We start from the raw sequence: 24,388 nt of genomic DNA, 5'->3' as shown, positions 1-24,388 counted from the left end.
TGCCATAACAGGCTGTTTTCAATCACGCGTTTTGCTGGCCTGCCACGCGTCCTGCCACGCTCCTCGCGTGGTTATTGTTTTTTATGACAGGGTTTCAGGAGCAAGTCTAACTGCAACAACACTCACATCGCCCAGGAAGCAGCAAAAACCGCACTTTCCAAAGACCTCATCTTAACCCGGGAGTTAAAAGTCCTTGGTTTTTCGCTTTTGTTTGAACGTTAAGCTAATGGATTGATGATTTTTACGCCGCTGACTTCCGTGCCATGCTGAAGATCTTCAGAAAGAAGGAAATAGCAGCCTGATACCTGGGCTGACTGGATAATCATGGCATCCCAGAATGACATCTGATACTTTTTTACTTTTCGTGCCGCTGCAAAAACCATATTTTCATCAGGATATACAATCTCTAAAACTGAAATACAGCGCATATACTCCAGAGCCTGGTCCACTGAAAGTTTTTTAGTGATCTTGCATGTGGCAACAACAAAAAACTCCTGCATCACCTGGGTACTGATGACCCCGTTCATGTTGGCCACATACTCATTTATAACCTTTCTGGCGTTTTGGCTCTTGGCTTTTTCTCTGCCAGACGAGTCAATGGCGTATACAAAAATATTTGTATCCAGGAATGTCTTATCTTTCATGTAGTTCATCCCTGGTCCATGATCCAGTACCTATGGCAGCATCGCACTTTCGGTAGAAATCGTCCAGACTGTCGATTGCTTCCTGAACTTTGGCATCAGAATTCACAAAATCACGGAGCATTTTTCTAACAACCGCATTAAGAGAAGTATTTTTACGTCCAGCCAGACTGCGAGCCTTTTTCAAAAGTTCATCCTCGACCTTAAGAGTGATATTTGCCATGGCGACCTCCTTAAACAACAACTTAGCACATAAACTGTGCCAAGTCAACAGACCACAATCTTAACCGATGCCAGAACGCACCTTAAAACAAAATATTCCAGCACCTGCAATAAGGTCATTTAACCGAACTGGTAATTTCTTCGAACAATAAAATAAGGCCGGGCCATGCAGGCTGACCCGGCCTCAAGTCTGCTGTTCAGCTATCCTGGTTTTTGTCGGTTGTCTCTTGTTCTTTGGACTCTCCGTGACACTCCCTGATCTGCTCAGGGGTGCAGTCTTCCGGCCTGTCTTTAAGTTTTTGCGGAAACTCGCATTTCTGACAATCACATCCCATGACTTACCTCCTTATTATTTCTGGTTTGAAGTTTTACTCTTCAGCTCAGGCATTCTATCCAGTGGGGCGGTTAAAAACAGTTGTGCCGATGTTTTCCACCTGTGCAGGTTTTCCATGTCTACCTCATAGTGCACATAATAACCGTGTTTTCTCCCCCGTACCAGCCCGCTGTCCCGCAGGACCCGCAAGTGCTGTGATACACTGGCGGGAGTGATTTCCAGCTCCCTGGCCAGCGCATTAACGCACAGACATTCATTTTTAAGTAGCTGCAAAATACGCACTCTGGCAGGTGTTGCCAGCACTTTGAACATATCTGCAAGTTCCTGGGGGTTGGCCATAACTGATCCTTTATCCGATCTATTTAGTATCTGCGCATGTACCTAATTAAAATCTTGGTGTCAAGGAATACTTTTTACAGTATTGGATTAAAATAAAGGGCAATGCCCAGAAGGGAGATGAGAACAGCCCCAATCATGGCCGGCAGATGATAGAGCCTGGGGCTGATAATGCTTCCGGCCGTAGTTGCTTTGGCCAGCAGATTGCGGGCGAACAGGGCGGCCAGGGCAAAGGAGGCTGTGACCAGGGTCAGGCCCGCCGCCAGAAAAACCATGGCCACCAGGCCGGCGAACATAATATCCAGGGTGATGGAGAAGAAAAGTATCAGTGCAGCACCGGGACAGGGCACCAGGCCCACGGCAAGGGCCAGGGAAAGCAGGCTTTTGTTGTCCGCCCGGGTAGAGCAGCATCCGCATTCACCGGCATTTCCGTGCAGCATGGCCCGGCCGGATTTCCAGGCCAGAAAAAGACCCACCAGAAAAATAAGCCCCGCACTTATCTTTTGCATGCGGGCCTCGGCCTGATCCAGCGGTCCCATGCCCCCGGTCTTGAAGATGAAATACACCCCCATTACCAGGATAATGGCTGAAAGTACATGCAGAAAACTCATAACGCTGCCCACCATGAGCCCCTGTTTTATCGAGGCCTTGCGGCTTAAAAAATAAGTACCCACAAAGGCCTTGCCGTGTCCCGGGCCAAGAGCGTGGACCACTCCATAGGCAAATGCCAGTCCCAGGTAGGACCAGAAGGCACTGCCCCAGGGATCTTCACGGATCTGCCGGGCATAACCCCCGGCCTTCTGGCGTATTTGATGCTGCCAGGCCATTATTCTGGCCATGCTTGCCTGCCCCTTTTCTTTTACCCAGTCCGGAACAAGGTCTCCTGGTTGAAAACCTTGTTCCTTTTTTTCTTCGGGTTTTTCCGGGGGAGCCTGAAAAGGACTCTGGGCAAAGGATGTCCAGGGCGAAAAAAGTATCAGGCTTAAAAGAAGTAATGTAAATATTCGGGAGGTCATAGGGGAGATATACTCAACTTGATTGCTTCAGGGGTTATCATTCCAAAATAAAATGTCAGGGATGACTTTTTCTGGGTGGAGTAGTCGATTTCCCAGGAGGACAGATCGCCCTTGAAGCCGATGTCATCGGGCGGGAAAAATACCTGACAGAAATAGCTTTCATCGTAAACCAGAATAAAAAGTTCCTGCTTTTTCTGGTTTATTTCGATGTCAAAAGGTACAAAAAAAGAGTATATTGCAAGCCCGTCCTGAACTTTTACGGAAAAATCCTCGATTTTCGTAGCCGGAATCTTTTCATCCCCCAACATTAACAAGGTAAAAAAGTCGTAATGCTTGAGGTTTTCAAAGGTTTCCCGGTAAAGGCGATCCAGTTCCTGACTGCTTATCTCTCCTTCCTGATCAATATTGTACTGATTGATTATCCAGGAACTCTGGTACTCGTCGAATGTCCACTCCTGCCATACTCCCTTTAGTCCCTGCTCATTGAACTCGATTTCTATTTCCGTTTCCAGGAAGACATGCGGATGGGCAAGAGCCTGGCTGGCGGGTGAAACCTGCAGGCCCAGGAACAGCAGCCCTGAAACAATCAGGCAACATCTAATGTAACAGTTTATGATTGATAACATAATTTCAATAAATTAAACGATGCTTTTGATAAAAGTCAAGCTGATACTATTCCTTCAACACAGTCAAATTGTTCGAGCATTCGCAGCTTCCTTCAACCTGTTGAGACTCCTGATTCCCCTGGACTCACTGAAAGATCCAGATTGATTGTTTGAACATGAGAACTTTTGATTTTTGCCCACTAAATCTGATAAACAAAGGGACAAGCTGTCAGCTTGACTTTGCATTTTCTTTTGTATAAAGATTTTTTCAATTGATTCAGACTGGTTGCTGAATCTGTGTTCTTTTTGGCTTTTTAAAATTACTCAGGTGCCCGCAAGGGCTTGAAAGGGAATCCCGTGCAAGTCGGGAACGGACCCGCCGCTGTAATCGGGGACGAACAGCGCATTATGCCACTTTCTTCCCGCACTTACTTTTTCTTAAGCTAAATCTGCATGATAGAAAAGTAAGTGCGGGGGTTGGGAAGGCGCGCCTATTAGAATGATCCGAGAGTCAGAAGACCTGCCTGGGTGAGTTGTGCAACCCTCGAGGACCGGGGTAATGCAAATAAGATTCTGTGGGGAAAATCAGGGACCCCCGGATCGGTATCAGTATCGATCCGGGGGTCTTTTTTTGATGTGGTGCCCGGTCCAAAAACCGCAAAAGGAGGAAAGGTATGAAAAAGGCTCTTGTTTTCCTGATGATGGGCGTGTTTCTGGCCGGGACCACTGCAGCCTGGGCCCAGGAGGAACCGGCCCAGGCAGAAGAGGTCATGATGGATGAAGTGGTGGTTACCGCTACCAGGTTCGAGCGGGAAACGGAAAAGGTGCCGGCCAAGGTGACCATCATTGACCGGGAGGATATTGAAAAAAGCGGGGCGCATAACGTGCCGGAAGTTTTGCGTAATCTGGGAGGAGTCCATGTCCGGGACATGGATGGCAACCGTATGAATCAGACCCTGGACATGGGCGGATTCGGCGAAGGGTCGCAACACCGCACAGCAGTACTCATCAACGGCCGCAGGCTCAATCCCGTTGACCTGAGCAACGTTCGCTGGAGCACCATTTCCCTGGACATGGTGGAGCGTATCGAGGTCATGCACGGGGGCAACGCAGTGCTTTACGGGGACAACGCCATGGGTGGTGTGATCAATATTATTACCAGAAGGCCGGAAGAGGGAGTCCAAGGGGATGTGGAAGCAAGCGTGGGCAGCTTTGACACCTTCGGGACCCGGGCTGCAGTGAACATGGGTCGAGACAGATTCGGCATGGTGGTTGGGGTGAATCACTATCAGAGCGACGGCTACCGGGACCGCTCCGAGGTGGAGAATTATGGCCTGTTCACAAGGCTGGAGGCTGATCCGACAGATGCTTTAAGAATTTACGGCGAAGTAGATGCCAACAAAGCAGAGTATGAGATTCCTGGAGCCCTGACCAGGCAACAAAAACGTGATGACCGAAAACAGGCACAGCCTGATGATCCGGCTTGGGGGATTTTTAGAGAAGACGACAAAACAAACGACCAGGATCTTGCCCTGTCTTTCGGCCTGGAATCGGATGTATCTGAATACGGAATTCTGGATATGCAGTTCACCTATCACCAGCAGGATCGAGAAAGAACTATGGATGGGCTGTATTCTGAATTCGATATCAATACCTGGGGTTTTACTCCCAAGTATATTCTGGACAGACCGTTGGGAAAAATGGACAACAGGCTTACACTGGGGCTTGATTTTTATCGCACAGAATATGACGCAGACTTTGTCGATATGGGTAATGAGTTCGATCATGTTCAGAGAAGCTGGAGCGGTTATCTGCAAAATGAACTGGAGCTGCTTGATAATCTGGTGCTGAACCTTGGAGCCAGGTATCAGGATACTGACTACAGGCTCAAGAAGAAAGGACTCAGCAGGGAAACAACAGGCGATCCAGAATGGGCCTGGAATGCCGGCCTGGCCTATTCCTTCTGGGAGCACTCCAAGATCTATGCCCGGGCATACCAGGCCTTCCGCTATCCCCTGGTTGATGAATACATGATTCTATCCACCGGGGATGTTAATATGGATCTGGAGCACGAAACACAGCAGGGCTATGAAGCAGGAGTAGGCTGGGATTTTCGGAATGTGCTTCAATTAGATCTGCGAGGATTTTATTTCACTGTTGATGATGAGATAGTTTACGACAATATAAAAGAAATGAATATTAATCTTAACGAAACTGAGCATAAGGGGGGCGATCTGGATATAACCTACAAAGTCATGGACAAAGTGAGACTTTTTGCCTCTGTGGGATATATTGATGCAAAAATCACCTCAGGCGATCATGATGGCCATACCATTCCTTTAGTTCCTGAATGGAAAGGACATGCAGGTGTTGAACTTGGAAGGTTTAACGGAATACTGTTCGGGCTTCAGAGCAATTATGTAGGCGAAAGATATTATGGAAATGACTATGACAACGTGTTAGATAAAATGTCATCTTACAACACCTGGGATGCATATCTGTCTTATAAGCGCAATCAATGGGAGTTTTTCGGACATGCCAAGAACCTTTTTGGCGAAACGTACTCAGATGAAGCCTTCTATAATGAGTGGGATGATCGGTACAGCTACTATCCTCAGCCGGAAGAGGAATACATGGTTGGAGTACGGTATAAATTTTAGATCAATAATTTCAAACTCTTGAAGGGTAAAGCCTGACAGCCATGTATGATTACTTTGTAAGCGGCGGGCCGGTAATGTATCCATTGCTGGCCTGCTCCATCATAGCTCTCACAGTGACCATAGAAAGGGTCATTTTCTGGACCCTGGTGCACGTGCGCCGTGATCCGGCCCTGGTGGACGAGGTCCTGGATCTCTACCGCCTGGAGGACTGGGAGTCCATCAAACAGAAGGTGTCCGGTTCCAGAGATTTTGTAATCCGGGTACTGGTAAGCGGCATCCTGCACCGGGACTTTTCCATGGGCAAGGCCATGGAGTCGGCCGCCGGGGAGGAGATCAAGCGCATGCAGCGTTTCAACGGTGTCCTGGATACCATGATCACCGTGGCTCCCCTTCTGGGTATCCTGGGTACAGTGATAGGCATTATTCATTCCTTTGATATTCTGGGGCAGACCGGTGGCATAGAAGAGCCAAGGGAAGTGACCGCAGGCATCGCCCAGGCGCTTATCACCACAGCCACGGGGCTGGTCATTGCCATCCTGGCCCTTTTCCCGTTCAAGTTTTTCAGCAGCCGGGTTGAGGATGCAGCCGCCATCATGGAAAGATACGCCACCAGCCTGGAGATCGTGCATGAAAAACAGCAGCAGGGGGCAGCGAGGCAGGAGCAGGTCTGATGAAGCTGAACCGTCCCTTGCAGAAGCAGGCGCGTATCGAGATGCTGCCTTTAATTGATATCATTTTCCTGGTCCTGGTGGTATTCATCTATGCCATGCTGTCCATGGCCGTGCACCGAAGCCTCCCTGTGGATCTGCCTCTTTCTTCAGCCGTGGAAATCGATCCTGATGTACGCCTGACCATTACGGTCCAGGCGGACAGAAGCATTTACCTGGATAAGGAACCCGTAAACCTGGATGAACTAACGAGTCTGCTGCAGGACAAGGTGGCTGCCGGAAAAGACCCCGAAGTCACCCTGGTGGCGGATCAGGACTTAGTTTATCAGCAGCTTTTTGCCGTACTGGACCGCATCAAGGAAGCAGGCATTGCCAATATCTCCCTGCAGGCGGAGGAAGCCTCACAGCCATGAAAAGACTTGCCGTGGCAGTCCTTCTGGCATTATTTGCCCATGGCCTGCTTTTGTTGACTGGAGACTTTCAGATGAAGCAAAGAGCCGGCCGGGACGCGGATGAACCAAAGCGTATTTCAGTCAGCCTGGAGCACTATACGCCTCATGAACAAGGGCAGACAGAAGAAGTCTCTGACCATGAGTTTGAACTGCCAGAAGAGCCAGATGAGTCAGAAGATCCAGAGGAATCAGAGACTGAAAAAAAGCCCCCCCAGGAGCCGGTGGAGGAAGAACTGCCCCGGCAGCCTGAGCCGGAAAAAAAGCAGCCTGAGGAAGAGACCCGTGTAAAGCAGGCTCAGGCATTGCAGGAGGCAGAGGCTGCTCATGAGGCTGAATCCGGGCCTGAGCAGGAGGAAAAGACCCGGGAAGCAGACGTACAAAAACCTGAAGACAGAACTTCCGCTCTAAATGCCAGCCCGGTTCCCCAGGAGCCGGCCGGTGCTCCCAGAATGATAAGCCAGGCAGCTCTCGAGGCCCATGAAGCCTTAGATGAATACATATCCGAGGCAGGCCGGGAAGATGAAGAACTGCAAATGGCCCGTCCCCTGTACCGGGAAAATACGCCTCCAGAGTATCCGCGCCGGGCCAGGCAGAGGAACCAGCAGGGAAAGGTAATCCTGGAGGTCCTGGTCAACAGCCGGGGACGGGTGGAGGAAATGGAAGTGGCTGAATCCAGCGGTTACTCCATTCTGGACCGGGCAGCCAAAGATGCTGTCCGGGACTGGGTTTTTGAACCAGGACGCAGGGGGGAGCAGTCGGTAGATACCCGGGTCAGGGTGCCGGTTAGATTTGAACTGCAGTAATGTATCTTAAACTGGAATAAGGTTTGACATTGAAGACTGTAAATTATTTCAACACATTGATCTTCGCTTTATTCCTTCTGGCTTTGCATATCATATTGTCGGGGCCAGCCTTTGGCCAGCCCAGGGAACTGACCGACATGGCCGGGAGGACAGTGCTGGTCCCGGAAGAGCCGGAGCGGATCGTGGCCCTTGCTCCGAGCATCACTGAGCTCGTCTTTGCCCTGGACAAGGAAGAAAATCTCAAAGGGGCAGTCCAGTACAGCGACTATCCCTCCAGGGCCGAAAAACTGCCCCGGGTGGGATCTTATGCCCGCCCTGACGTAGAGCGCATCGTCCGCCTGGAGCCGGACCTGGTCCTGGCCATTCGCGACGGCAATCCCAGGCAGACCATAGACCGCCTGGAAGGGATGGATATTCCGGTGTTCACCCTGGACTCGGACAATCTGGAGGAGATCATGCAGAGCATTTCCGCCCTGGGCCTGGCCCTGAACGCTGAAGGCCGGGCCGGGGAGCTTGTCCGGGATATGCAGGAGCGCCTGGACCAGGTGCAGGAAAAAGTCGCACCAGCTGAAAGCAGGCCTTCGGTGTTTTTTCAGGCCGATGCCGGACCCATCATAGGGGCCGGGGCATCAACTTTTATCGACGAGATGATCCATCTGGCCGGAGGAACAAACGCCCTGGCCCACAAAGAGCGCTATCCCCGTCTGGGATGGGAGGATATCCTCAGACTTGATCCTGATGTGGCGGTGATAGCCTCCATGTCCGGAGGCAAGGACGCCCACGAGTTGACCGCCGCATGGCAGAGATGGCCTCAGCTTAGGGCTGTGCAGCAGGAAAGGGTGCATGTGGTGGATGCTGACGTGTTTGAGCGTCCCACCCTTAGACTTCTGGACGGCCTGGAAATCCTGGCCGGGCTTATCCATCCTCAACTGTTTCCAGATTATAATGCATACTGAGTTTACCCCGGTTGCCCGGAAACTGCTCCTTTCAATTCTGATTCTGGGGGGCATGCTGATAATTAGCTCCTCCCTGGGACTGGGTTTCGGATCCACAGGCAGCATGCTGGGCTCCCTGGGAGAGGTGTTTTTCCGGCCGCAGGAGGCGGACCAGGTGGCTGCGGCCATTATCAAAGAGATCCGTCTTCCCCGGGTGGTCCTGGCTGCAGCGGTGGGAGGGACCCTGGCTCTGGGCGGGCTGGTCTTTCAGGCTCTGCTGCGCAATCCCCTGGCTGAGCCGTATATCCTGGGCATTTCCGGAGGCTCGGCCGTAGGGGCCATCCTGGGCATGTTCGCCGGGCTGGCCGCTTTCCCCGGAGTATCCATGAGTGCTTTTGCCGGAAGCATGCTTACCCTGGGCCTGGTCTTAATCCTGGCCGGGGGGCGCTCTCCTTTGCGCAGGGATTCCCTGATCCTGGGCGGAGTAATGATGAACGCCTTTTTCGGGGCCATGATCATGTTTCTCATCTCCCTGTCCCAGGATGCCCAGATGCGCAGCATCCTGTTCTGGCTCATGGGGGACCTGTCCATGATCAGTCCGCAGCAGCTGCCGGTGCTGCTGATGGTGCTGCCTGGCATGGCGGTGATCTTAGTGCTGGCCCGGCCCATGAATCTTTTGCTCATGGGCCGGGACACGGCCGCTTCCATGGGGGTCAATGTCCGCCTGGTCACCCTGGCCCTTCTGGTCTTTACCTCGCTCATGGTCAGCGTGGCTGTAAGCCAGTCCGGGCTTATAGGATTTGTAGGCCTGGCTGTGCCGCATATATTCCGGCTCATCCTGGGACCGGACCATCGCCTGCTCATACCGGCCTGCCTGCTGGGCGGGGCTTCCTATCTCATCCTCTGCGATCTTCTGGCCCGCACCCTGCCCCCTGAAGGAGAGATGCCCGTGGGCGTGGTCACCGCCCTTATCGGTGCTCCCCTGTTTATCTATCTCCTGTGGAGGTCCAGGAGATGAACGCGGTGAAAATTTCAGGAGTCAGTTTCAGCCGGGCCGGACAGCATATCCTGCAGGATATCAGCATGGAAGCCGGGGAAGGAGAATTCCTGGCCATAATCGGACCCAACGGCGCAGGCAAGACCACCCTGCTGCGCCTGGCTGCCGGCCTGGAGCAACCGGACAGTGGATGCGTGGAAATGCTGGGCAGGGCCGTATCCTCTTATACGCGCAGGGAGTTTGCGGCCCAAGTGGCCCTGGTGCCCCAGGAAGTGCCCTTAGAGATGCCATTCAAGGTGGCCGAGACCGTGCTTCTGGGGAGATCGCCGCATCTTGGACTGTGGGAGATGGAAGGGGAAAAGGACCGCCAGTTGGCCTTGCAGGCCATGCAGAACATGGGGGTGGAGCATCTGGCCGGGCGGCGTCTGGATCAGCTGAGCGGGGGGGAACGCCAGAGGGTGTTCATTGCCCGGGCCATCTGCCAGCAGCCCCGGGTGCTTCTGCTGGACGAGCCCACCGCTTCCCTGGATCCGGCGCACCAGGTGGGCATAATGGATCTGCTGGAAGGATTGTGCCGGGAGCAGGGCGTGAGCGTAATCATGGTTTCCCATGAGCTGAACCTGGCGGCCATGTATGCAGACCGGATGCTTCTTTTAAGCAGGGGCAGGACCGCCGGGACGGGTGCGCCCCATGAGGTGCTCACCCGGGAACTCTTAGAAAAGAGCTACGGCTGCCGGATCATGGTGGATGAAAATCCCCTGGGCAAAGTTCCCCGGATGATGCCCGTGCCTGAAAAATACGGAAAGTAATAATCGTGTTTCACTGCAAGCATGGGATGTCCCTGGGATATGCAAAGGCCTCTTTTTCGGGATACAGCACTGCTAAGCGTCTCAGCATGGTCATCTGGCATCTGTTTTCTTCCTGGCGTCCTGCTACGCTTCTTAACATGGTTCGCGTGGCAGAACTGATTCCTCCAAGTGAACCCTGAAAGATTCACTCCCAAATGCTCTCGGCAAAACAACAAACCAACCTCAGGCATGATACTGAAAATTAAATTCAAAATAATTATTGACAAGTGCCCGGGACTTCATTAAACAACTTCTTATACCGTTAAGGCGGAGCTATCCGGGCAAGTACATTTTAGGGCCGGCTTAATTTGAACATCCTTTTTTAATGTCGGCTGTACAGTAGAACAGTTCAATTAACTGCCTGTTTCCCTGACCCGGTTATTTTTTGTTAACTTTCCCGTACTGTTTTTTTTAATCAGCTTATTGTCTTGTTGATAATAATTTTTATCTTCGACATCATTATATCTGAGCACTACCATTAAAGCAGTGGACAACAATAAAATGTACGAGATGCTGGCCCTGAAAATCAATTACAAAAGGAGGCAAGCCATGACCCTGAAATCAAGCATAAGCAGCCTGGACAAACAAACCCAGAGAGTGCTGCAACAAAAAATTGATTACCTGAACAGCAAAAACCCGGTTAACTTTGATGAATACTTAAGATGCGTCAGCATCATCAGGAAAAGTTTCCTGAAAAAGAAATGCGCTGAATCCGACAAATACTGAAAGGGGGACATCATGACCGCAGCAGTTATCGGAGGAATGGACAGGCTGCAGCCTCATTACCAGAAGACAGCCAGGAAGGCCGGGTACAAAATCAAAATGTTCACCGGGACGGAAAACACCATCACTGAGCGGCTTGGCAGCATAGACCTGATGATAATATTCACCAACAAGGTCTCTCACAGCGCCCGCAAAAACGCTTTTGAAGCGGCCAGGTCCGAAAATATCCCGGTTATAATGTGCCACTCCTGCGGGGTCTCCACTCTGCGGGACTGCCTGAATAATCCAAAGCCGGACTGTCCCATGAAGGGATAAAAAAGTAATTGATCTTCAATCCCGCACCAGGCAGAGCCTTTCCCGGCAATCTAATTCTAAGCAGAAGCACTGGTATTCCGGGTTTGCTCAACCAAAGCCCGGTAGACGTCTTTCTCTTGATCTTCCCTGAGCATTCTGAGTGCCCTGCGAACTCCTTCGGCCATGGATATTCCGTATGTCCTGCTATAGCTTTCAAGCCAGGTCCTGTCTTCATCCGGCAGGGTGATAATTGTTCTTTGACCGGCCATGCTCCTTCTCCTTTTTGACATCATCATATCTATCGTTATCATGCATCAAAGAGTATCTGTGACCGCAAGTCATAAGAGCCGGTAATTCAAGTTGATCAGATAAGATGCACCTGCAAAAAGTCGATAAAATGAATAATTCAGAAATAAACAATCTACATAACCCTTTGCTTTTACTGACACCTGCTTGCCCCGTGAAACCGGGATTCCTCCGGGGTGTTTCACCGGGGACCTCTGATCTCTGACATCTGTTCCGCGCCCTGCCACGCGCTTCGCGTGGTTCGCGTGGTTCGCGTGACAAAAGTGTCTTTTAGCAGTCACATCTGCCTATAGATGAATATGAGAGAATACGCGAAGTTGCTGATCTCATGAAGCACCTTCAGCTCAATACTAACTTGATAGTCATTAAAACATGCCGATTCTCATCATTCAGGATTTTGCAGGTTCGAATATAATGATAACGGGTGTTTCTCTGACGCCCGCTTGATTCCTTTACAATGGCATGTAGCGATTGGGATCGCGCTCCAGCACGAAAATATGCTGCCCCGGATTGGTAAGAATGATATCATTATCATAATGGTTGGGGTTTTCAAAAAGGACGATTTCTTCCATCTCCTGCCCAGGCTTGAGCACTACCAGGCTCAGGTTGGTCTTATCTCTTTCCTCGAGAAGATAGTCAGGATGAGCATAATACGCACGAACATTAAACTCCTGGTCCGGCTCAACCGTAAAAGGCACTTCAGTCCATATGCAGTGCGCCAGGGACACTGAGAACGAGAATAACACCATGCTCAGCGTTGCCCAAAAAACAGTAATGACACTTTTCATCTATGCCTCCTTTTTAGGCCTTAAAACAATCTAAACCAGCCTACAGCATTAGTTAATAATAAAACTGAAATCCAAATTCATCTTCAAGGTGATCGAACGTCTAAACCAGGCAAAAACAGGATGTCAATATATTTTTGATGTTAAATTTCAACATCAATTCCGATCAAAGACCTGGCCCTGCAAATAGCCAAAGGCTGCAACGCCAGCAGCATCCCCCAGAAAAACGGGATAAAAAATGACCTGATTTGACCAGAGCCAGCCTGTATGAGTATCGTCTGGATTGTAACCACTGATGGAGCAGTCAATGATGGTGCCTGGCAACCGGACCCTTTTCTGAATGGTTACGTCCGGATAGAAATAAGTGCGGGAGAGCCAGTCCCCTTCGAGTTCAAATAAAGTGTCGCGGTAGTGCTGAACTGCTAACCCACTCCTATTCCTGATTCTCACAATAATACGCTGCAACAGTCCCCAGACGTTCGATGAGGTACAGTGGTAGAGAGAGCAGCGGATATTGAACCCGCCTGAAGGTTTTGCCTGTGCTGATTTTGGTATCTATCCGGGTTACGGAAGGAAAAGATGCATCCAGTCGAACAGCTAAAGGCGCTTCTTTGCTGCCCATAAACTGGTGCAGTGACTTAAGTGACCCTGCAGCGCCGGCTTTGACTTCCACGGGAATAATATGCCCACCGGTCTGCACCACAAAGTCAAGTTCAGCGTTTGAAGACCGGCCCTGACGGAGCCAATAGGTCAATTCCTGGTTCAGCGCATCCGAAAACATGTTCTGTAAGTGCTGCCCTGCGAATTGTTCGGCAATGGCCCCTTCATTGATCAGCTGCGCATCATCCATTTGAGAAACCGCTCTCCAGTCAAGTCCGCAAACAGCATTCATCAAGCCGACATCCAGGAAAAGTGGTTTATATACTTTCTCATCAATATCTGCATGAAGCGGTAGTCCGGAACAATGACTGCGTATTACCTTGCCTATGACCCGGGCCATGGATAAAAGATCAATGTCTTTTTTCAAAGTACCGCTCTGGTCTTCAAAAGAGATATTACTGTACTTTATCTTTCTTCCGACATTTCTGGCAATAAAGTGAAATACTCTGCGCATGCGGTTCAAATTTCTTGAACCGATATATTTTGGGAAATCTTCAAGATAGGTTTCGAGAACGGAATTGTGAACCCGGCTGACCTGCTTATAGCTCTTGGTTGCAGCAAAAACTGATACTGCTTCGGGCATTCCGCCTACAAAGTAATAAGAACGCAGCAAACTCAGCAGTCGTCCATGAACAATCTCTCCTATGGATTGGCCCGGCTCATAATTAAGTATAAAGGAACCAAGCTTTTCTTCCCCAATGCCCATCAGAAATTCAGAAAATGTCATGGGCCCCATATGCAGATACTGTATTCGGCCTACAGGCATGGAGAAAGAATGGTCGGACAAGACAAACTCCAGCAAAGACCCGGCACTTAAAACAGGCAACCAGGGCTTGTCTTCGTAAAAATACCGTAATGCCGGAATCGCCTCGGGAACAGACTGAATCTCATCCAGAAAAAGCAGGGAATTTTGACTGACTTGTTTCATTCCCGGCAGAAATTCAATCTGCTGGATAATATGATCAGGGTCTTTGGTATTAAATATTTCGGATAATTCTGGATAGCGCTCTAAGTTTAACTCAAGCAAATCCTTGCCATATTCTTTTGCAAACAGCTGAACAAGCGTAGACTTGCCGACCTGACGGGCGCCGCGGATGACCAGGGGCTTTCGTCTGCTGTCCTTGAGCCAGCTATCCAGAAATTGCAAATGATGGCGGTACATTTCAAATTTATACAGCTTATTTCCCTACACTAAGCATTAAAATACAGGGGTGTTTTGTGCAATGCAGTATGATTTTGAAGGTATCTTATAATCAACCATCCACCCTTGTCAAGCTTGCCACCTGTAAGCATTCAGGGTGCCGGAATCACGCTTCTGGCGTGAGTGCCAGGGACTAAAAACGAGTACCCCTTGAATGCTTACTGCCACCTTATTCTTGTTAATCATAATTATCATCAGTGCCTGGGAAGATTTTTTTGGCACCCCAGTTGAATGCCCTGCGGGCTAGCTCATTGAGCTATTCAATCACGCCAAAGGCGTGACAGGCTGGGCAAGCAGGATTTCAGTGGTAACTCACTAATTTTTTTACTTTTTTGATAGTGAAAGCCTATGAGTAATAGGCCCCCACATGGTCATGCAAAAATATCTGTTGGCTCTGGGCATATTTGCTTACAAAACCTGCTTGACAATTCCCATTTTTTATTTCTAAAAATCAGCATATTTGCTGCATAATGGAAATATATTATGAACTGGATTGAATTCAAAAACAAAATGTTTGACCTTGGCTGTTTCAGTATCCATCAGGTATATGCGTGGCAGCCGGGATTTGATCGCAACAACCTGGTCCGGTGGACAAAAAAGGGGTACCTGGTACATCTGCGGCGTGGATGGTACGCCTTTCCTGAATACAAGGACAAGCCGGAATTCGCCGAATATATCGCCGGCAGAATCTATAACCCCTCCTACATCAGTCTGCACTCGGCACTCGCATTTTATGGCTTGATTCCCGAATCCGTGGTCCAAATAACCAGCGTCACCTCACTGAAAACCGCCTCATTTACCAACGAATTCGGTGAGTACTCCTACAAAAGCGTCAAGAGCGATTTGATGTTCGGCTATTTCCGCCGCCCAATTGCAGACGGTCGGACAACCCCCTATGCGACCAGTGAGAAGGCGCTGCTGGACCTGCTCTATCTGTATCCCTTCTATAATACAGAGTCCGAGCTTCTCGAACTCCGGCTCGATGGGGATATACTGCGTACGCACTGGGACAGGCGGACATGGCTGACAATGGGAAAGAGCTTTCAATGTGCACGTCTTGAAAAGCGCATGCAATTACTGGAAAAGGTGTATAACCTATGATCTCAATCGAACAGCTCAAAAATTACTATCCGGCTTCAATGGCTGAGAATGCGGTCTTTCAAAAGCATATCCTCAAAGAGTATGTGCAGCTGTTGACTCTGGATTATCTTTCCTCCACAGAGCACATCCGTAAAATGACCTTTATCGGAGGCACGAACCTGCGTCTGACCAAGGGCATCGATCGTTTCTCCGAAGACTTGGATTTTGACTGCAAAAACCTGATTGAAGAAGACTTCATCCGGATGTCAGATGATGTTCTCACCTTCCTGCAACGCAGTGGGTTTAAAGTTAAGGCCAGAGCCCGAGAAAAGAGCGGGTTGAAGGCGTTTCGACGCAGCCTGTATTTTCCGGAGCTTCTGTTTAACTTAGGCATTTCCGGACATCGCGAAGCGCGATTTCTCCTGAAACTTGAAGCCCAGGATCAGCAGACACCCTATGAGCCGGCTATGGAATTCATCAAGGGCTGCGGTTTGTTTTTCCCATTTCCAGTTCCGTCCCAGGCAGTGCTGTGTGCCATGAAGATAGCCGCCATGCTCGACAGGGGTAAAGGACGTGATTATTACGACGTCATGTTCCTGCTGTCACGGACAGAACCGGATTATCAGTTTCTTGGGCATCGTTTTGCTATTCACAACCTTGCCGAACTTAAGGCTGCTGTTGAAAAGTCACTGCAAGCAGTTGATATGCGCCAAAAACAAAAGGATTTCGAGCACCTTCTTTTTAATCGTGACCACAGCCGGCGTATCCTGCATTTTGCTGAGTTTATACGTTCCCTGTAATACAGGGATTTACCCGCAGCTGCGCTGCCCCGCGGCTGCGCCGCTGTTTCTCGTTCTTCGTTCTTACTGGACAGTCAGAAGTTCTCGCACAACACCTTGAATTTACAGCACTTTTTTAAACTTGCACATTCAGAATGCATGCAGCACAACCACCTGAAATCATGACCTTTTTTCTTCAACTATTAACAATTAACCGATAACTTTTAACTCTCAAGTTTCTTAGTTCTTTGTTAAAACCAAGAACCAAGAACGGCGGCGATGCCGCAGAACGAGGAACACCTTCCAATCCCCTGGTACTGGATATTACGCAAAAAGCTGGAGTACAAAAGGTAATGCATTTATCCTAATTTAATACTCCGGAGAGAAATATGAAAGGCGGTCAATGACAATGATGGTCCAGGTTAAAAATTAGCCGGCATTTTTCTGAGACATCGGGCCAGGCCCTGGCCGGAAAACATGGACAGACAACTCCACAACCATTGAAAACCGGTTTCCATCCATAATGGTTACCCTTGATGGACAAGACAGTCTTGCAGTGCCTGCAAAAAAATTTGCAGGCACTTTTTTAAGCAGACTAACGCAGGCTCAAGACTGTCAGCTCTGGTCAGGTATGCCTTTATCCGCTACATGGATATAAAAATCAGGTTCCTCGCCTCTGAAGGTTTCCTGAAAATCCCCGTAAGTGGTCACTGACCCAAAGCCGGTCTCGTAGAGAAGTTTCTGCATGTAAGCCTTGCGCAGGGGAAACATGTTCAGATGAAACACAGAAGCGTCTGGAAAGGTATACTCAAACTGGACCAGATCGTCCTTCACCTGCACCGGTTCTGCAGATACGTTCTCGCCGCAGTAATAATATTTGTGTTTGGAGGAATAACCTTCATCCAGGATACGGTCATAGTTTCTCTGGTCCACTATAAGCACCCCGTCCGGCTTGAGTTTGCTGTAGAATTCGGACAGCACCCTGCGCCGGTCGTGTTCATCAAAAAGGTGGGTAAAGGAATTGCCCAGGCAGATAAGGGCGTCGTATTCGCCCTGCACATCAAAGCTGAGTCGTCTCCAGTCCGTATGCACCGTGCTCAGGATATATCCTTTGTCCCGGGCGTTTTCAAAGGCCTGCACCAGCATGTTGGCGCTTCCGTCCACGCTGACCACCCTGTAGCCCTGTTCAAGAAACCTCACCGAATGAAAGCCGGTGCCGGCGGCCACGTCCATAATGCTCTGCACATTCCTCTGTCTGAAAATATCATAAAAAAAAGACCCCTCGCTTTTGGCTCTCTTCTCCCAGTCTATGAGCTCATCCCACTTGTTTACAAAGCAGTCTTCGTAGTCGTGAAGGTATTGATCAGTCAGCAAGCAACCCTTGCTCTGCAATATTTCTTTTTGTTCCTTGTCTGCGTACATAATACACCTCCTATTGAATGGTTCTGGAAATTTCCGAGATCATGTTCTGTGCCCGCCATCCAGAGACAGAAACACTGTTTAAGAAATCAATAAATGAAATCTTCTGGCCGTTACTGCGCACATTGATGGCCTGCATTGCTCCTGGAGAAAGCTCCATGAGCTTTATATTGAACATTTTATGACCATGATATACTTCATTGAACAAAAGACTGTTGTCAATAAGCGATCTTTTAATGGGCAGGCGTATATCCTGAATATTAAGCTGTCCCAGGTGACTGCCCCTGTCTTCAAAGACCATGATGCCATCGTTGATTGCCGCCTTTTCAATGACAACATGTTCATCGCCTCCATCGTCAAGCACTGCATGCCGGGTAAAATTTTGAAACAATCCAAAATCCAGTGTTTTTACCTGCCTGTCATTGATATAAGCATAAACATCCGGCTTATCATTGCAGTACATATAGCACTCTTCTAAGCAATCCACATGCTCTCCCGCGGGCAGAAGACTTCTGACATCCCCGGGTGAATCAAAAAGCCGGTATACATTGATATTGTACTCCCGGCAGAACTGCAGCACAGCTTCCGCACCCGTCCTGGTCATACGCATACTGCGGCTTTTCATGCACACCCCGTGCATTTCCAGGTGGATAGTATCCATTTTTTCCTCCTTGAACGGTTTGGAGGACAGCCGGCGCTTCTGTCCGTTTTCTTGCAAAAAAAATCCCCGGATCGAAATACACTTCGATCCGGGGATGTCCCGTTTTCATCCTCGAATAGGCTCGGCCGCCACCCTGCGCCGAAGGGGCGGTCCAATAAGGTCTCAGGCAGGTCTTCTGACTTGCGGATCGTCCTACTTGCCCAGCACTCACTTCAGGTACTAATTGTTGCCAGTTAAACCGGTTGGCTCCTTGCAGTACAACCTGATTATAAGCAACAAACAGAAATGAAGTGAGTGCTGGGCTTGCCGCGCCTTCCCCTGTTTCTGTCCAGAGTGGCTTAATGCGGCTTTCGTCCCCGCTCACAGCCGCGGGCCGGTTCCCGATTTACACGGGATTCCCTTTTCATTTCCCCTGACTGGGGAAAACCTGAGACGACTGTCCTTAATTATTATTTACTCAAGTAAAAAAAGACGTTCTTGTCAAGTTGCAAAATTAGCCCCTGCAAAAAAATCATGCAGACGCTTCATGTACTGTTAATGCAATTGCTCAACGGCCTTTTTCAGTTGATCCAGCCAGATGTTGACAAAATCATCGTACTCTCCAGTGCCTTTTAAAACTACTTCTGTCTCAATGCCGGCATCCTGCAACCTTTGCTTCCAGGGATCACCGTGGTGATGGTCATGATCGTGGTCATGGCCGTGGTCATGAGAATGGTTATGTTCGTGATCATGATTGTGTTCGTGTCCATGATCGTGGGAATGGTCATGGCCGGAATTGTCCTTGCCGGCCACATCCCTGATGGTATGCGCTCCCACTACGGACATGAATGGCACAAGATAGGCCTTATCAATGCCCTTGGCTTTAACTTCTTCTTTTACATCTTCAAAAGAAGGTGACCCGCCAAGACAGCCGAGAGTGGCCATGAACACGTTTTCATCCTTTCTTTGCAGCTTGTAGGCCAGGGCCTGGTAAAAGGCATTGCTGGGATGATAAGACCCGTGTCCCACCCAGATGACCGCCTCGTCCGCTTTTCTATCTGCTGGAAGATTGTCCAGCATGCTGTCCCGGACCCTTTCCATTACATCCGGTGAACCCAAAAGAGGCGAACTGAGGCTCACCTGCTTCAGGTTGCTCTGCATATCCTGAAAGGCACCCACAACCGACCTGAGTTCATGAAACTCCACACCTCCGATTGTATGCAGGGACATAACCGCTACGTGCGTAAAGCCTTCATCCTCCATTCTGGCCAGGGCCATGGCCGGGGAATCAAAATGCTTGTCCTTTTTGGCCAGAGAATGCCTGACCATCCTGGAAGTGTAAGCCCAGCGTACAGGCACCTCTGGGAAGGCTTCTTTGGTCATTTTCTCAATATTGTCCAAAGCAGGCTGAGCCTGGGGATAACTGGAACCGAAAGCAGCAAGCAGAATACCTTTTTTCATATCTTTGTCCTCGTCATGATGATGGTGTTCATGCCCATGGTCGTGATCGTGATCATGGTCATGATCGTGTCCGTGACTGTGCGCATGACAGCCCTGAATCATCATGAACATGGGCAATAAAAGCAATGTCAGCGAAAGCAATACTTGTCTCATACCTATCTCCTTATTGATGTTTAAACAAAAAAAATCCCGCACTTACTTGGACTGATCTGCGTCAGCCACAGGGCAGCATAAGAATGCAGCCCAAGTAAGTGCGGGATTTCCCGGTTTTATCCTGCCACTCACTGCGCAAGACTCTCCTGCCACGAAGAATGCTGTCTTACGCGCTCACTCAGGCAGGTCTTCTGACTTCCGGATCATCCTCCACCGCGCCTTCCCACCCAGCACTTACTTTTTTCTTGAAGGAAAAAATTTAGAAAAGTAAGTGCCGGGCAGTGGCCTCATGCGGCATTCGTCCCCGGTTACAGCGGCGGGCCCGTCCCTGATTTGCACAGGGTTCCCTATTAAGCTCATTTTGAGCACCCAAGTGATTGAGAGCACCTTATCCACAGGTAAGCCGGACAGTCAAGAAAGAAAATCCAGAACTTATGGCAATTCTGTTTTTATGTTTTGTGTTTCGCTTTCGAGAAGTCTCACCACATCCGGTTTCCACCGGACCCAACAGTGTTGGTTGTATAGCGCAGGACTTTTTTGCAGACATAGCCTCCAGTAATCACTTGTCCCAGACCACAGAATATGGATCCGCACTGGTTATCTTGTCCGCTGTTTGCGCATTTCCGGAAAAGGATTCCATCTCCACTATGTATTTCTGAAGCTTATCCATGGGAATGCGGGCCAGCTCCCTGGACATTAATTGTTACAAATCGCTCCCTGGACACCATATACTCTGCATACTTCAGCCCTTCAACGTGTTACTGCACAACCGACATTGTTTTCATTTTGACATCTTTTTTTTATTCGTGTAACGATCTGCACTTCTGCCTGGCACGCTGAACCCGTAAATTTTTGTTCATGGTCTACCGGGGCAGATTCCAGGGATACATAATCCTTGCCATTTGTACTCAGGCGTTAATGCTCAGAGGCCGATAATCTCTGCCTGGCTTAGCTGAAAACCACTGTATTGCCTTGGAGATACTTCGAAAGAGGACATAAAACCTTTATTTAAGGAGATACAAATATGCTTAAACCTGCACCTGGACATTTCTTCGGCAATTTTCTCCGGCCCGGATTTGCTTTCCTCGCCGGCATGGTCATGCTGGCGATTCTGGCGGCACCAATCGGAACCCTGGAAGCCAAAGACAAAATAAGCATAACCGACAATACCGGCCGGGAGCTGAACATCCCCTCCCAGGTGGACAGGGTCATCTGCTCCGGCTCAGGCTGCCTGAGGCTTTTGACCTATATTCAGGCCCATGACCGCATTGTGGGCGTGGACAGCATGGAAAAACGCGATTCAGGCATCAATCCCCGCCCCTATGCCCTGGCCAACCCCCAGTTCAAGGATTACCCGCTTTTCGGAGAATTCCGCGGGCACGACTCCCCGGAACTTATAGCCGGACTTGATCCCCAGCCCCAGGTAATCTTCAAGGTCAACCCTGATTCAGGACCCAACCCGGACCAGTTGCAGGACAAAACCGGTATCCCGGTGATAAGCCTCTACTACGGCAATCTAACTCATGCCAGAGATGACCTGGACGACTCTCTGCTCCTCATGGGCAGGGTCATGGACGAGGAAGAAAGGGCCTGGGAAGTAATAGAGTATTTTGACGACCTGGAAGAGGACCTCAGAAGCCGCACTCGAGACATCCCGGAACAGGACAGGCCCACCTGCTACATCGGAGGGATGGCCCATAGAGGCCCCCACGGCTTTCAGTCCACCGAACCATCTTATGCACCTTTTGAGTTTCTGCATGCCCGCAATGTGGCTGACGAACTGAACACCGAAGACAAAAAGATGGATCATGCCACAGTATCCAAGGAAAAGATCATGGTCTGGGATCCAGAGATAATCTTCATCGACACATCCACCATGCAGCTGGACAGGGGGGCCAACGCCAGAGACCAGCTGCAGAACGATCCGGCCTACAGGCATTTAAGCGCTGTGGATGAAGGCAGGGTATACGGGGTATTCCCGTATAATTACTATACCCAGAACTTTGAAACCATTTTCGCCAATGCCTATTATATCGGCAGCGTTCTCTATCCTGAACGCTTCCAGGATATTGACCCCATGCGCAAGGCTGAAGAGATTTCCGTATTTCTGAATGAGGACAAGGCCTTTGAAAAGATGAACCGTCAGTTTGACGGCATGGGTTTTTCAAGGATCGACCTGGAATAAACGGAACCATTCAGGGGGTCCTCGGTATTGATTACTGGCACCAGTCTTGGGGACTGTCCCCGCTGAGTACTATCTATGCAGGTTCACACAACTTAGCTTTTGTCATATATTAATTTGTACAGGAAAGGTTATCGCGGGGACTGTCCTCAAGCCGGTCTCCGCACCAACTGAATGGTTAAAAATAAGCTATGTCACACTTCGAGAACGGACACCTGCCTCCTGAGTACAGGACATATATCCGGCGCAAGGGACTGTTTCTTATCTTTCTTGCTGTCCTGGGGGTATTGTTTTTCATCCTGGCCATATCCAAGGGGGCTGTTTACATTCCAGCCTCTGATGTTCTGCGCATCCTCCTTGGCCAGGGCGAAGAGTCGCGCTTTCAGACCATAGTTTTAAATATCCGCCTGCCCCACGCCCTGGCCGCCTTTCTGGCCGGAGCCGGACTGGCCGCTGCCGGTGCAGCCATGCAGTCAATACTTAGAAACCCTCTGGGGTCTCCCTTCACCCTGGGCATTTCCCAGGCCGGTGCGTTCGGGGCCGCCCTGGCCGTCATGATCCTGGGAGCCGGAGTCATGCAGAGCACCCAGGTGGGGGCGGTAAGCATATTAAACCCCTACCTGACCACCATAGTGGCCTTTATCTTCTGCATGCTGACTTCCATGGTCATCGTGGCCATCTCCAGGCTGCGCGGGGCCACCCCGGAAGTACTGGTCTTAAGCGGTGTGGCCCTGGGGGCCCTGTTCAACGCCGGGACCATGTTTCTGCAGTACTTTGCTGACGACATACAGCTGGCGGCCATGGTCTTCTGGACCTTCGGGGACGTAGGCCGCGCAGGCTGGAATGAAATCCGCATTATGGCCGTGGTGGTGGCCGTATGCATGGTTTTTTTCATCTACAACCGCTGGAACTACAACGCCATCGAGGCCGGCGATGAGACAGCCAGGGGGCTTGGAGTCAGGGTGGACCGGGTCCGCCTTCTGGGCATGCTCATGGCTTCCCTGGCCACGGCCACAATAGTCTCCTTTCTGGGAATCATAGGCTTTGTGGGTCTTATCTGCCCGCACATAGTGCGCCGGGTCATCGGTGATGATCACCGTTTTCTCATGCCCGCCTCCTGCCTCACCGGGGGAGTGCTGCTTCTGGCCTCGGATCTGGCCGCCAGGCTCATTCTGGCCCCGCATGTTCTGCCGGTATCTGTACTCACCGCCTTTCTGGGGGCTCCGGCATTTCTGTATCTGCTGATAAAGGGGCGCAGGCCATGATTCTCAATGTACAGGACCTGTGCATAGGATACGACCAGGGACTGGTACTCAAAAACCTGGACTTCAGGGTGGCCCACGGGGAAATACTGGGCATCCTTGGCCCCAATGGCGCAGGCAAGACCACCCTCTTGCGCTGCATAAACCGCATCCTCAAGCCCAGCCAGGGCCGGGTACTGGTCAAAGACCGCGATGTTCTCAGGATGCGCTCCGAAGAGATAGCCAGAAACCTGAGCTACGTGGCCCAGAAAACGGAAATGGGCCGCATGACCGCTTTTGATGCCGTACTTCTGGGACGCAGGCCTTATCTTGGGTGGAAAGTGACCCACAATGACCTGCGCATAGTTGACGCCGCCATCAAGCGCCTGGGACTGGAAAAACTCACCCTGCGCCATCTGGACCAGATGAGCGGAGGCGAGCTGCAAAAGGTATGCATCGCCCGGGCCCTGGTGCAGGAACCCACTGTCATGCTTCTGGACGAGCCCACCAGCAGCCTGGATCTGAAAAACCAGCTGGAAATCCTGCGCACCATCGACTTTGTAGTCCAGGAACACGAACTGGCAGCGGTCATGACCATGCACGACCTGAACCTGGCCCTGCGTTTCGCGCATAAGTTTCTGTTTCTAAAAGACGGCGGTATTTATCACCACGGCGGGATAGAAGAATTGACCCCGGAGATGGTTAAGGCGGTCTACGGGGTAGAGGTGGATATTTTGAATCACCAGGGCACCCTGGTTATAGTCCCCAAAAACAATTAGACTACTGAAACCCTGTCATAAAAAACAATAACCACGCTAAGAAGCGTGGCAGGACGCGTGGCAGGCCTTAGACAGGATTAACAGGATGGATAGGATAATCAGCCACCGGCCTGATGCCGCTGACTGAATTTACCATCCAGCACTCACTTTCTTCCGACATTCATGAGT

Annotated in this window: 27 protein-coding genes and 3 riboswitches; of the genes, 14 read left to right on the top strand and 13 right to left on the bottom strand. The window is 50.3% G+C overall.

All coding sequences use genetic code 11. The annotated features are described in order from the left end of the window. Nucleotides 1-218: 218 nt before the first annotated feature. The 6 genes from D5S03_RS03290 to D5S03_RS03265 form a co-directional block, all read right to left on the bottom strand. Nucleotides 219-644, bottom strand: coding sequence for a PIN domain-containing protein (locus D5S03_RS03290; protein WP_287042658.1), 426 nt, complete (start codon nucleotides 642-644; stop codon nucleotides 219-221). Next, nucleotides 634-864: a hypothetical protein gene (locus tag D5S03_RS03285; RefSeq protein ID WP_008868555.1), complete on the bottom strand. Its 231-nt coding sequence runs from the start codon at nucleotides 862-864 to the stop codon at nucleotides 634-636. Before D5S03_RS03285 ends, D5S03_RS03290 begins: the two co-directional genes overlap by 11 nt. A gap of 196 nt (nucleotides 865-1,060) precedes the next feature. Continuing rightward, the gene (locus D5S03_RS03280) at nucleotides 1,061-1,198 is read right to left on the bottom strand and encodes a hypothetical protein (RefSeq protein WP_008868556.1); all 138 of its coding nucleotides are present in this window, start codon (nucleotides 1,196-1,198) and stop codon (nucleotides 1,061-1,063) included. A gap of 14 nt (nucleotides 1,199-1,212) precedes the next feature. Further along, nucleotides 1,213-1,536 (bottom strand): ArsR/SmtB family transcription factor, encoded by a 324-nt coding sequence (locus D5S03_RS03275; protein WP_287042657.1) that lies wholly within the window; start codon nucleotides 1,534-1,536, stop codon nucleotides 1,213-1,215. Between the two features lie 74 nt (nucleotides 1,537-1,610). Then, entirely contained in the window at nucleotides 1,611-2,549 is a 939-nt protein-coding gene (locus tag D5S03_RS03270; protein WP_287042656.1) for a nickel/cobalt transporter, read from the bottom strand. Then, nucleotides 2,546-3,175: a DUF1007 family protein gene (locus D5S03_RS03265; RefSeq protein WP_008868559.1), complete on the bottom strand. Its 630-nt coding sequence runs from the start codon at nucleotides 3,173-3,175 to the stop codon at nucleotides 2,546-2,548. The genes D5S03_RS03270 and D5S03_RS03265 overlap by 4 nt, the downstream gene beginning before the upstream one ends. 288 nt (nucleotides 3,176-3,463) lie before the next feature. Further along, nucleotides 3,464-3,696, top strand: a riboswitch (cobalamin riboswitch). 132 nt (nucleotides 3,697-3,828) lie between these two features. On the opposite strand from D5S03_RS03265, the gene D5S03_RS03260 reads away from it, so the two are divergent. From D5S03_RS03260 to D5S03_RS03220, 9 genes are all read left to right on the top strand, one after another. Continuing rightward, the gene (locus tag D5S03_RS03260; protein WP_287042655.1) at nucleotides 3,829-5,814 is read left to right on the top strand and encodes a TonB-dependent receptor; all 1,986 of its coding nucleotides are present in this window, start codon (nucleotides 3,829-3,831) and stop codon (nucleotides 5,812-5,814) included. Between the two features lie 41 nt (nucleotides 5,815-5,855). Further along, on the top strand, nucleotides 5,856-6,485 hold the full coding sequence (locus tag D5S03_RS03255) for a MotA/TolQ/ExbB proton channel family protein (protein ID WP_008868561.1): 630 nt from the start codon (nucleotides 5,856-5,858) through the stop codon (nucleotides 6,483-6,485). Beyond that, nucleotides 6,485-6,895 carry an ExbD/TolR family protein gene (locus tag D5S03_RS03250; protein ID WP_287042654.1) on the top strand — a complete coding sequence of 137 codons (411 nt, stop codon included), beginning with the start codon at nucleotides 6,485-6,487 and terminating at the stop codon, nucleotides 6,893-6,895. Before D5S03_RS03255 ends, D5S03_RS03250 begins: the two co-directional genes overlap by 1 nt. Then, nucleotides 6,892-7,737 (top strand): energy transducer TonB, encoded by an 846-nt coding sequence (locus D5S03_RS03245; RefSeq protein WP_008868563.1) that lies wholly within the window; start codon nucleotides 6,892-6,894, stop codon nucleotides 7,735-7,737. Before D5S03_RS03250 ends, D5S03_RS03245 begins: the two co-directional genes overlap by 4 nt. Before the next feature lie 137 nt (nucleotides 7,738-7,874). After that, entirely contained in the window at nucleotides 7,875-8,693 is an 819-nt protein-coding gene (locus D5S03_RS03240; protein WP_208596358.1) for an ABC transporter substrate-binding protein, read from the top strand. A gap of 52 nt (nucleotides 8,694-8,745) precedes the next feature. Next, nucleotides 8,746-9,690: a FecCD family ABC transporter permease gene (locus D5S03_RS03235; RefSeq protein ID WP_287042653.1), complete on the top strand. Its 945-nt coding sequence runs from the start codon at nucleotides 8,746-8,748 to the stop codon at nucleotides 9,688-9,690. Continuing rightward, entirely contained in the window at nucleotides 9,687-10,478 is a 792-nt protein-coding gene (locus D5S03_RS03230) for an ABC transporter ATP-binding protein (protein WP_287042652.1), read from the top strand. The genes D5S03_RS03235 and D5S03_RS03230 overlap by 4 nt, the downstream gene beginning before the upstream one ends. A gap of 588 nt (nucleotides 10,479-11,066) precedes the next feature. Then, nucleotides 11,067-11,243 (top strand): hypothetical protein, encoded by a 177-nt coding sequence (locus D5S03_RS03225; RefSeq protein ID WP_153305053.1) that lies wholly within the window; start codon nucleotides 11,067-11,069, stop codon nucleotides 11,241-11,243. A gap of 12 nt (nucleotides 11,244-11,255) precedes the next feature. Further along, the gene (locus D5S03_RS03220; RefSeq protein ID WP_008868568.1) at nucleotides 11,256-11,555 is read left to right on the top strand and encodes a DUF2325 domain-containing protein; all 300 of its coding nucleotides are present in this window, start codon (nucleotides 11,256-11,258) and stop codon (nucleotides 11,553-11,555) included. A 56-nt stretch (nucleotides 11,556-11,611) separates the two neighbouring features. Here the strand turns inward: D5S03_RS03220 and D5S03_RS03215 are convergent, their stop codons facing one another. The 3 genes from D5S03_RS03215 to D5S03_RS03205 all read right to left on the bottom strand — a co-directional run bounded on the left by D5S03_RS03215 (nucleotide 11,612) and on the right by D5S03_RS03205 (nucleotide 14,447). Next, nucleotides 11,612-11,803 (bottom strand): ribbon-helix-helix domain-containing protein, encoded by a 192-nt coding sequence (locus D5S03_RS03215; protein WP_008868569.1) that lies wholly within the window; start codon nucleotides 11,801-11,803, stop codon nucleotides 11,612-11,614. 489 nt (nucleotides 11,804-12,292) lie between these two features. Then, complete coding sequence (locus tag D5S03_RS03210) at nucleotides 12,293-12,628, bottom strand: hypothetical protein (protein WP_008868570.1); 336 nt, start codon at nucleotides 12,626-12,628, stop codon at nucleotides 12,293-12,295. 430 nt (nucleotides 12,629-13,058) lie between these two features. After that, nucleotides 13,059-14,447, bottom strand: a complete 1,389-nt coding sequence (locus D5S03_RS03205; protein ID WP_008868571.1) for an ATP-binding protein — start codon at nucleotides 14,445-14,447, stop codon at nucleotides 13,059-13,061. A gap of 522 nt (nucleotides 14,448-14,969) precedes the next feature. Here D5S03_RS03205 and D5S03_RS03200 point away from each other — a divergent pair. After that, on the top strand, nucleotides 14,970-15,587 hold the full coding sequence (locus D5S03_RS03200; protein ID WP_008868573.1) for a type IV toxin-antitoxin system AbiEi family antitoxin domain-containing protein: 618 nt from the start codon (nucleotides 14,970-14,972) through the stop codon (nucleotides 15,585-15,587). Then, nucleotides 15,584-16,366, top strand: a complete 783-nt coding sequence (locus tag D5S03_RS03195; RefSeq protein WP_008868574.1) for a nucleotidyl transferase AbiEii/AbiGii toxin family protein — start codon at nucleotides 15,584-15,586, stop codon at nucleotides 16,364-16,366. The genes D5S03_RS03200 and D5S03_RS03195 overlap by 4 nt, the downstream gene beginning before the upstream one ends. Before the next feature lie 594 nt (nucleotides 16,367-16,960). Here D5S03_RS03195 and D5S03_RS03190 read toward each other — a convergent pair. The 4 genes from D5S03_RS03190 to D5S03_RS03175 all read right to left on the bottom strand — a co-directional run bounded on the left by D5S03_RS03190 (nucleotide 16,961) and on the right by D5S03_RS03175 (nucleotide 20,715). After that, on the bottom strand, nucleotides 16,961-17,767 hold the full coding sequence (locus D5S03_RS03190) for a glycine/sarcosine N-methyltransferase (RefSeq protein ID WP_008868575.1): 807 nt from the start codon (nucleotides 17,765-17,767) through the stop codon (nucleotides 16,961-16,963). 10 nt (nucleotides 17,768-17,777) lie between these two features. Beyond that, nucleotides 17,778-18,425: a hypothetical protein gene (locus D5S03_RS03185; protein ID WP_287042651.1), complete on the bottom strand. Its 648-nt coding sequence runs from the start codon at nucleotides 18,423-18,425 to the stop codon at nucleotides 17,778-17,780. A gap of 148 nt (nucleotides 18,426-18,573) precedes the next feature. Continuing rightward, nucleotides 18,574-18,871, bottom strand: a riboswitch (cobalamin riboswitch). 88 nt (nucleotides 18,872-18,959) lie between these two features. Next, nucleotides 18,960-20,018: a sirohydrochlorin cobaltochelatase gene (locus tag D5S03_RS03180; RefSeq protein WP_008868577.1), complete on the bottom strand. Its 1,059-nt coding sequence runs from the start codon at nucleotides 20,016-20,018 to the stop codon at nucleotides 18,960-18,962. Nucleotides 20,019-20,182: 164 nt separating this feature from the next. Next, nucleotides 20,183-20,406, bottom strand: a riboswitch (cobalamin riboswitch). Between the two features lie 171 nt (nucleotides 20,407-20,577). Next, a complete protein-coding gene (locus D5S03_RS03175; RefSeq protein ID WP_153305054.1) occupies nucleotides 20,578-20,715 on the bottom strand; it encodes a hypothetical protein in 138 nt (45 codons plus the stop codon). Between the two features lie 327 nt (nucleotides 20,716-21,042). Between D5S03_RS03175 and D5S03_RS03170 the strand changes: the two genes are divergently transcribed. From D5S03_RS03170 to D5S03_RS03160, 3 genes are all read left to right on the top strand, one after another. Next, complete coding sequence (locus D5S03_RS03170; protein ID WP_287042650.1) at nucleotides 21,043-22,203, top strand: iron ABC transporter substrate-binding protein; 1,161 nt, start codon at nucleotides 21,043-21,045, stop codon at nucleotides 22,201-22,203. Nucleotides 22,204-22,391: 188 nt separating this feature from the next. Then, the gene (locus D5S03_RS03165; protein ID WP_287042649.1) at nucleotides 22,392-23,465 is read left to right on the top strand and encodes a FecCD family ABC transporter permease; all 1,074 of its coding nucleotides are present in this window, start codon (nucleotides 22,392-22,394) and stop codon (nucleotides 23,463-23,465) included. Further along, nucleotides 23,462-24,220 carry an ABC transporter ATP-binding protein gene (locus D5S03_RS03160; RefSeq protein WP_287042648.1) on the top strand — a complete coding sequence of 253 codons (759 nt, stop codon included), beginning with the start codon at nucleotides 23,462-23,464 and terminating at the stop codon, nucleotides 24,218-24,220. The genes D5S03_RS03165 and D5S03_RS03160 overlap by 4 nt, the downstream gene beginning before the upstream one ends. Nucleotides 24,221-24,388 lie beyond the last annotated feature (168 nt).

Origin of the sequence: Desulfonatronospira sp. MSAO_Bac3, from assembly GCF_003838035.1 — a bacterium.
GTDB lineage: Bacteria > Desulfobacterota > Desulfovibrionia > Desulfovibrionales > Desulfonatronovibrionaceae > Desulfonatronospira > Desulfonatronospira thiodismutans.
The sequence above is the reverse complement of the archived record's forward strand: the minus strand, read 5'-3'. Positions and strand labels throughout refer to the sequence as shown.

What these genes read in the sequence shown, in the direction of transcription:
- D5S03_RS03290 (WP_287042658.1), bottom strand. Translation starts at nt 644, where the DNA reads ATGAAAGATAAGACATTCCTGGATACAAATATTTTTGTATACGCCATT.
- D5S03_RS03285 (WP_008868555.1), bottom strand. Translation starts at nt 864, where the DNA reads ATGGCAAATATCACTCTTAAGGTCGAGGATGAACTTTTGAAAAAGGCT.
- D5S03_RS03280 (WP_008868556.1), bottom strand. Translation starts at nt 1,198, where the DNA reads ATGGGATGTGATTGTCAGAAATGCGAGTTTCCGCAAAAACTTAAAGAC.
- D5S03_RS03275 (WP_287042657.1), bottom strand. Translation starts at nt 1,536, where the DNA reads ATGGCCAACCCCCAGGAACTTGCAGATATGTTCAAAGTGCTGGCAACA.
- D5S03_RS03270 (WP_287042656.1), bottom strand. Translation starts at nt 2,549, where the DNA reads ATGACCTCCCGAATATTTACATTACTTCTTTTAAGCCTGATACTTTTT.
- D5S03_RS03265 (WP_008868559.1), bottom strand. Translation starts at nt 3,175, where the DNA reads ATGTTATCAATCATAAACTGTTACATTAGATGTTGCCTGATTGTTTCA.
- D5S03_RS03260 (WP_287042655.1), top strand. Translation starts at nt 3,829, where the DNA reads ATGAAAAAGGCTCTTGTTTTCCTGATGATGGGCGTGTTTCTGGCCGGG.
- D5S03_RS03255 (WP_008868561.1), top strand. Translation starts at nt 5,856, where the DNA reads ATGTATGATTACTTTGTAAGCGGCGGGCCGGTAATGTATCCATTGCTG.
- D5S03_RS03250 (WP_287042654.1), top strand. Translation starts at nt 6,485, where the DNA reads ATGAAGCTGAACCGTCCCTTGCAGAAGCAGGCGCGTATCGAGATGCTG.
- D5S03_RS03245 (WP_008868563.1), top strand. Translation starts at nt 6,892, where the DNA reads ATGAAAAGACTTGCCGTGGCAGTCCTTCTGGCATTATTTGCCCATGGC.
- D5S03_RS03240 (WP_208596358.1), top strand. Translation starts at nt 7,875, where the DNA reads ATGGCCGGGAGGACAGTGCTGGTCCCGGAAGAGCCGGAGCGGATCGTG.
- D5S03_RS03235 (WP_287042653.1), top strand. Translation starts at nt 8,746, where the DNA reads ATGCTGATAATTAGCTCCTCCCTGGGACTGGGTTTCGGATCCACAGGC.
- D5S03_RS03230 (WP_287042652.1), top strand. Translation starts at nt 9,687, where the DNA reads ATGAACGCGGTGAAAATTTCAGGAGTCAGTTTCAGCCGGGCCGGACAG.
- D5S03_RS03225 (WP_153305053.1), top strand. Translation starts at nt 11,067, where the DNA reads ATGACCCTGAAATCAAGCATAAGCAGCCTGGACAAACAAACCCAGAGA.
- D5S03_RS03220 (WP_008868568.1), top strand. Translation starts at nt 11,256, where the DNA reads ATGACCGCAGCAGTTATCGGAGGAATGGACAGGCTGCAGCCTCATTAC.
- D5S03_RS03215 (WP_008868569.1), bottom strand. Translation starts at nt 11,803, where the DNA reads ATGGCCGGTCAAAGAACAATTATCACCCTGCCGGATGAAGACAGGACC.
- D5S03_RS03210 (WP_008868570.1), bottom strand. Translation starts at nt 12,628, where the DNA reads ATGAAAAGTGTCATTACTGTTTTTTGGGCAACGCTGAGCATGGTGTTA.
- D5S03_RS03205 (WP_008868571.1), bottom strand. Translation starts at nt 14,447, where the DNA reads ATGTACCGCCATCATTTGCAATTTCTGGATAGCTGGCTCAAGGACAGC.
- D5S03_RS03200 (WP_008868573.1), top strand. Translation starts at nt 14,970, where the DNA reads ATGAACTGGATTGAATTCAAAAACAAAATGTTTGACCTTGGCTGTTTC.
- D5S03_RS03195 (WP_008868574.1), top strand. Translation starts at nt 15,584, where the DNA reads ATGATCTCAATCGAACAGCTCAAAAATTACTATCCGGCTTCAATGGCT.
- D5S03_RS03190 (WP_008868575.1), bottom strand. Translation starts at nt 17,767, where the DNA reads ATGTACGCAGACAAGGAACAAAAAGAAATATTGCAGAGCAAGGGTTGC.
- D5S03_RS03185 (WP_287042651.1), bottom strand. Translation starts at nt 18,425, where the DNA reads ATGGATACTATCCACCTGGAAATGCACGGGGTGTGCATGAAAAGCCGC.
- D5S03_RS03180 (WP_008868577.1), bottom strand. Translation starts at nt 20,018, where the DNA reads ATGAGACAAGTATTGCTTTCGCTGACATTGCTTTTATTGCCCATGTTC.
- D5S03_RS03175 (WP_153305054.1), bottom strand. Translation starts at nt 20,715, where the DNA reads ATGTCCAGGGAGCTGGCCCGCATTCCCATGGATAAGCTTCAGAAATAC.
- D5S03_RS03170 (WP_287042650.1), top strand. Translation starts at nt 21,043, where the DNA reads ATGCTTAAACCTGCACCTGGACATTTCTTCGGCAATTTTCTCCGGCCC.
- D5S03_RS03165 (WP_287042649.1), top strand. Translation starts at nt 22,392, where the DNA reads ATGTCACACTTCGAGAACGGACACCTGCCTCCTGAGTACAGGACATAT.
- D5S03_RS03160 (WP_287042648.1), top strand. Translation starts at nt 23,462, where the DNA reads ATGATTCTCAATGTACAGGACCTGTGCATAGGATACGACCAGGGACTG.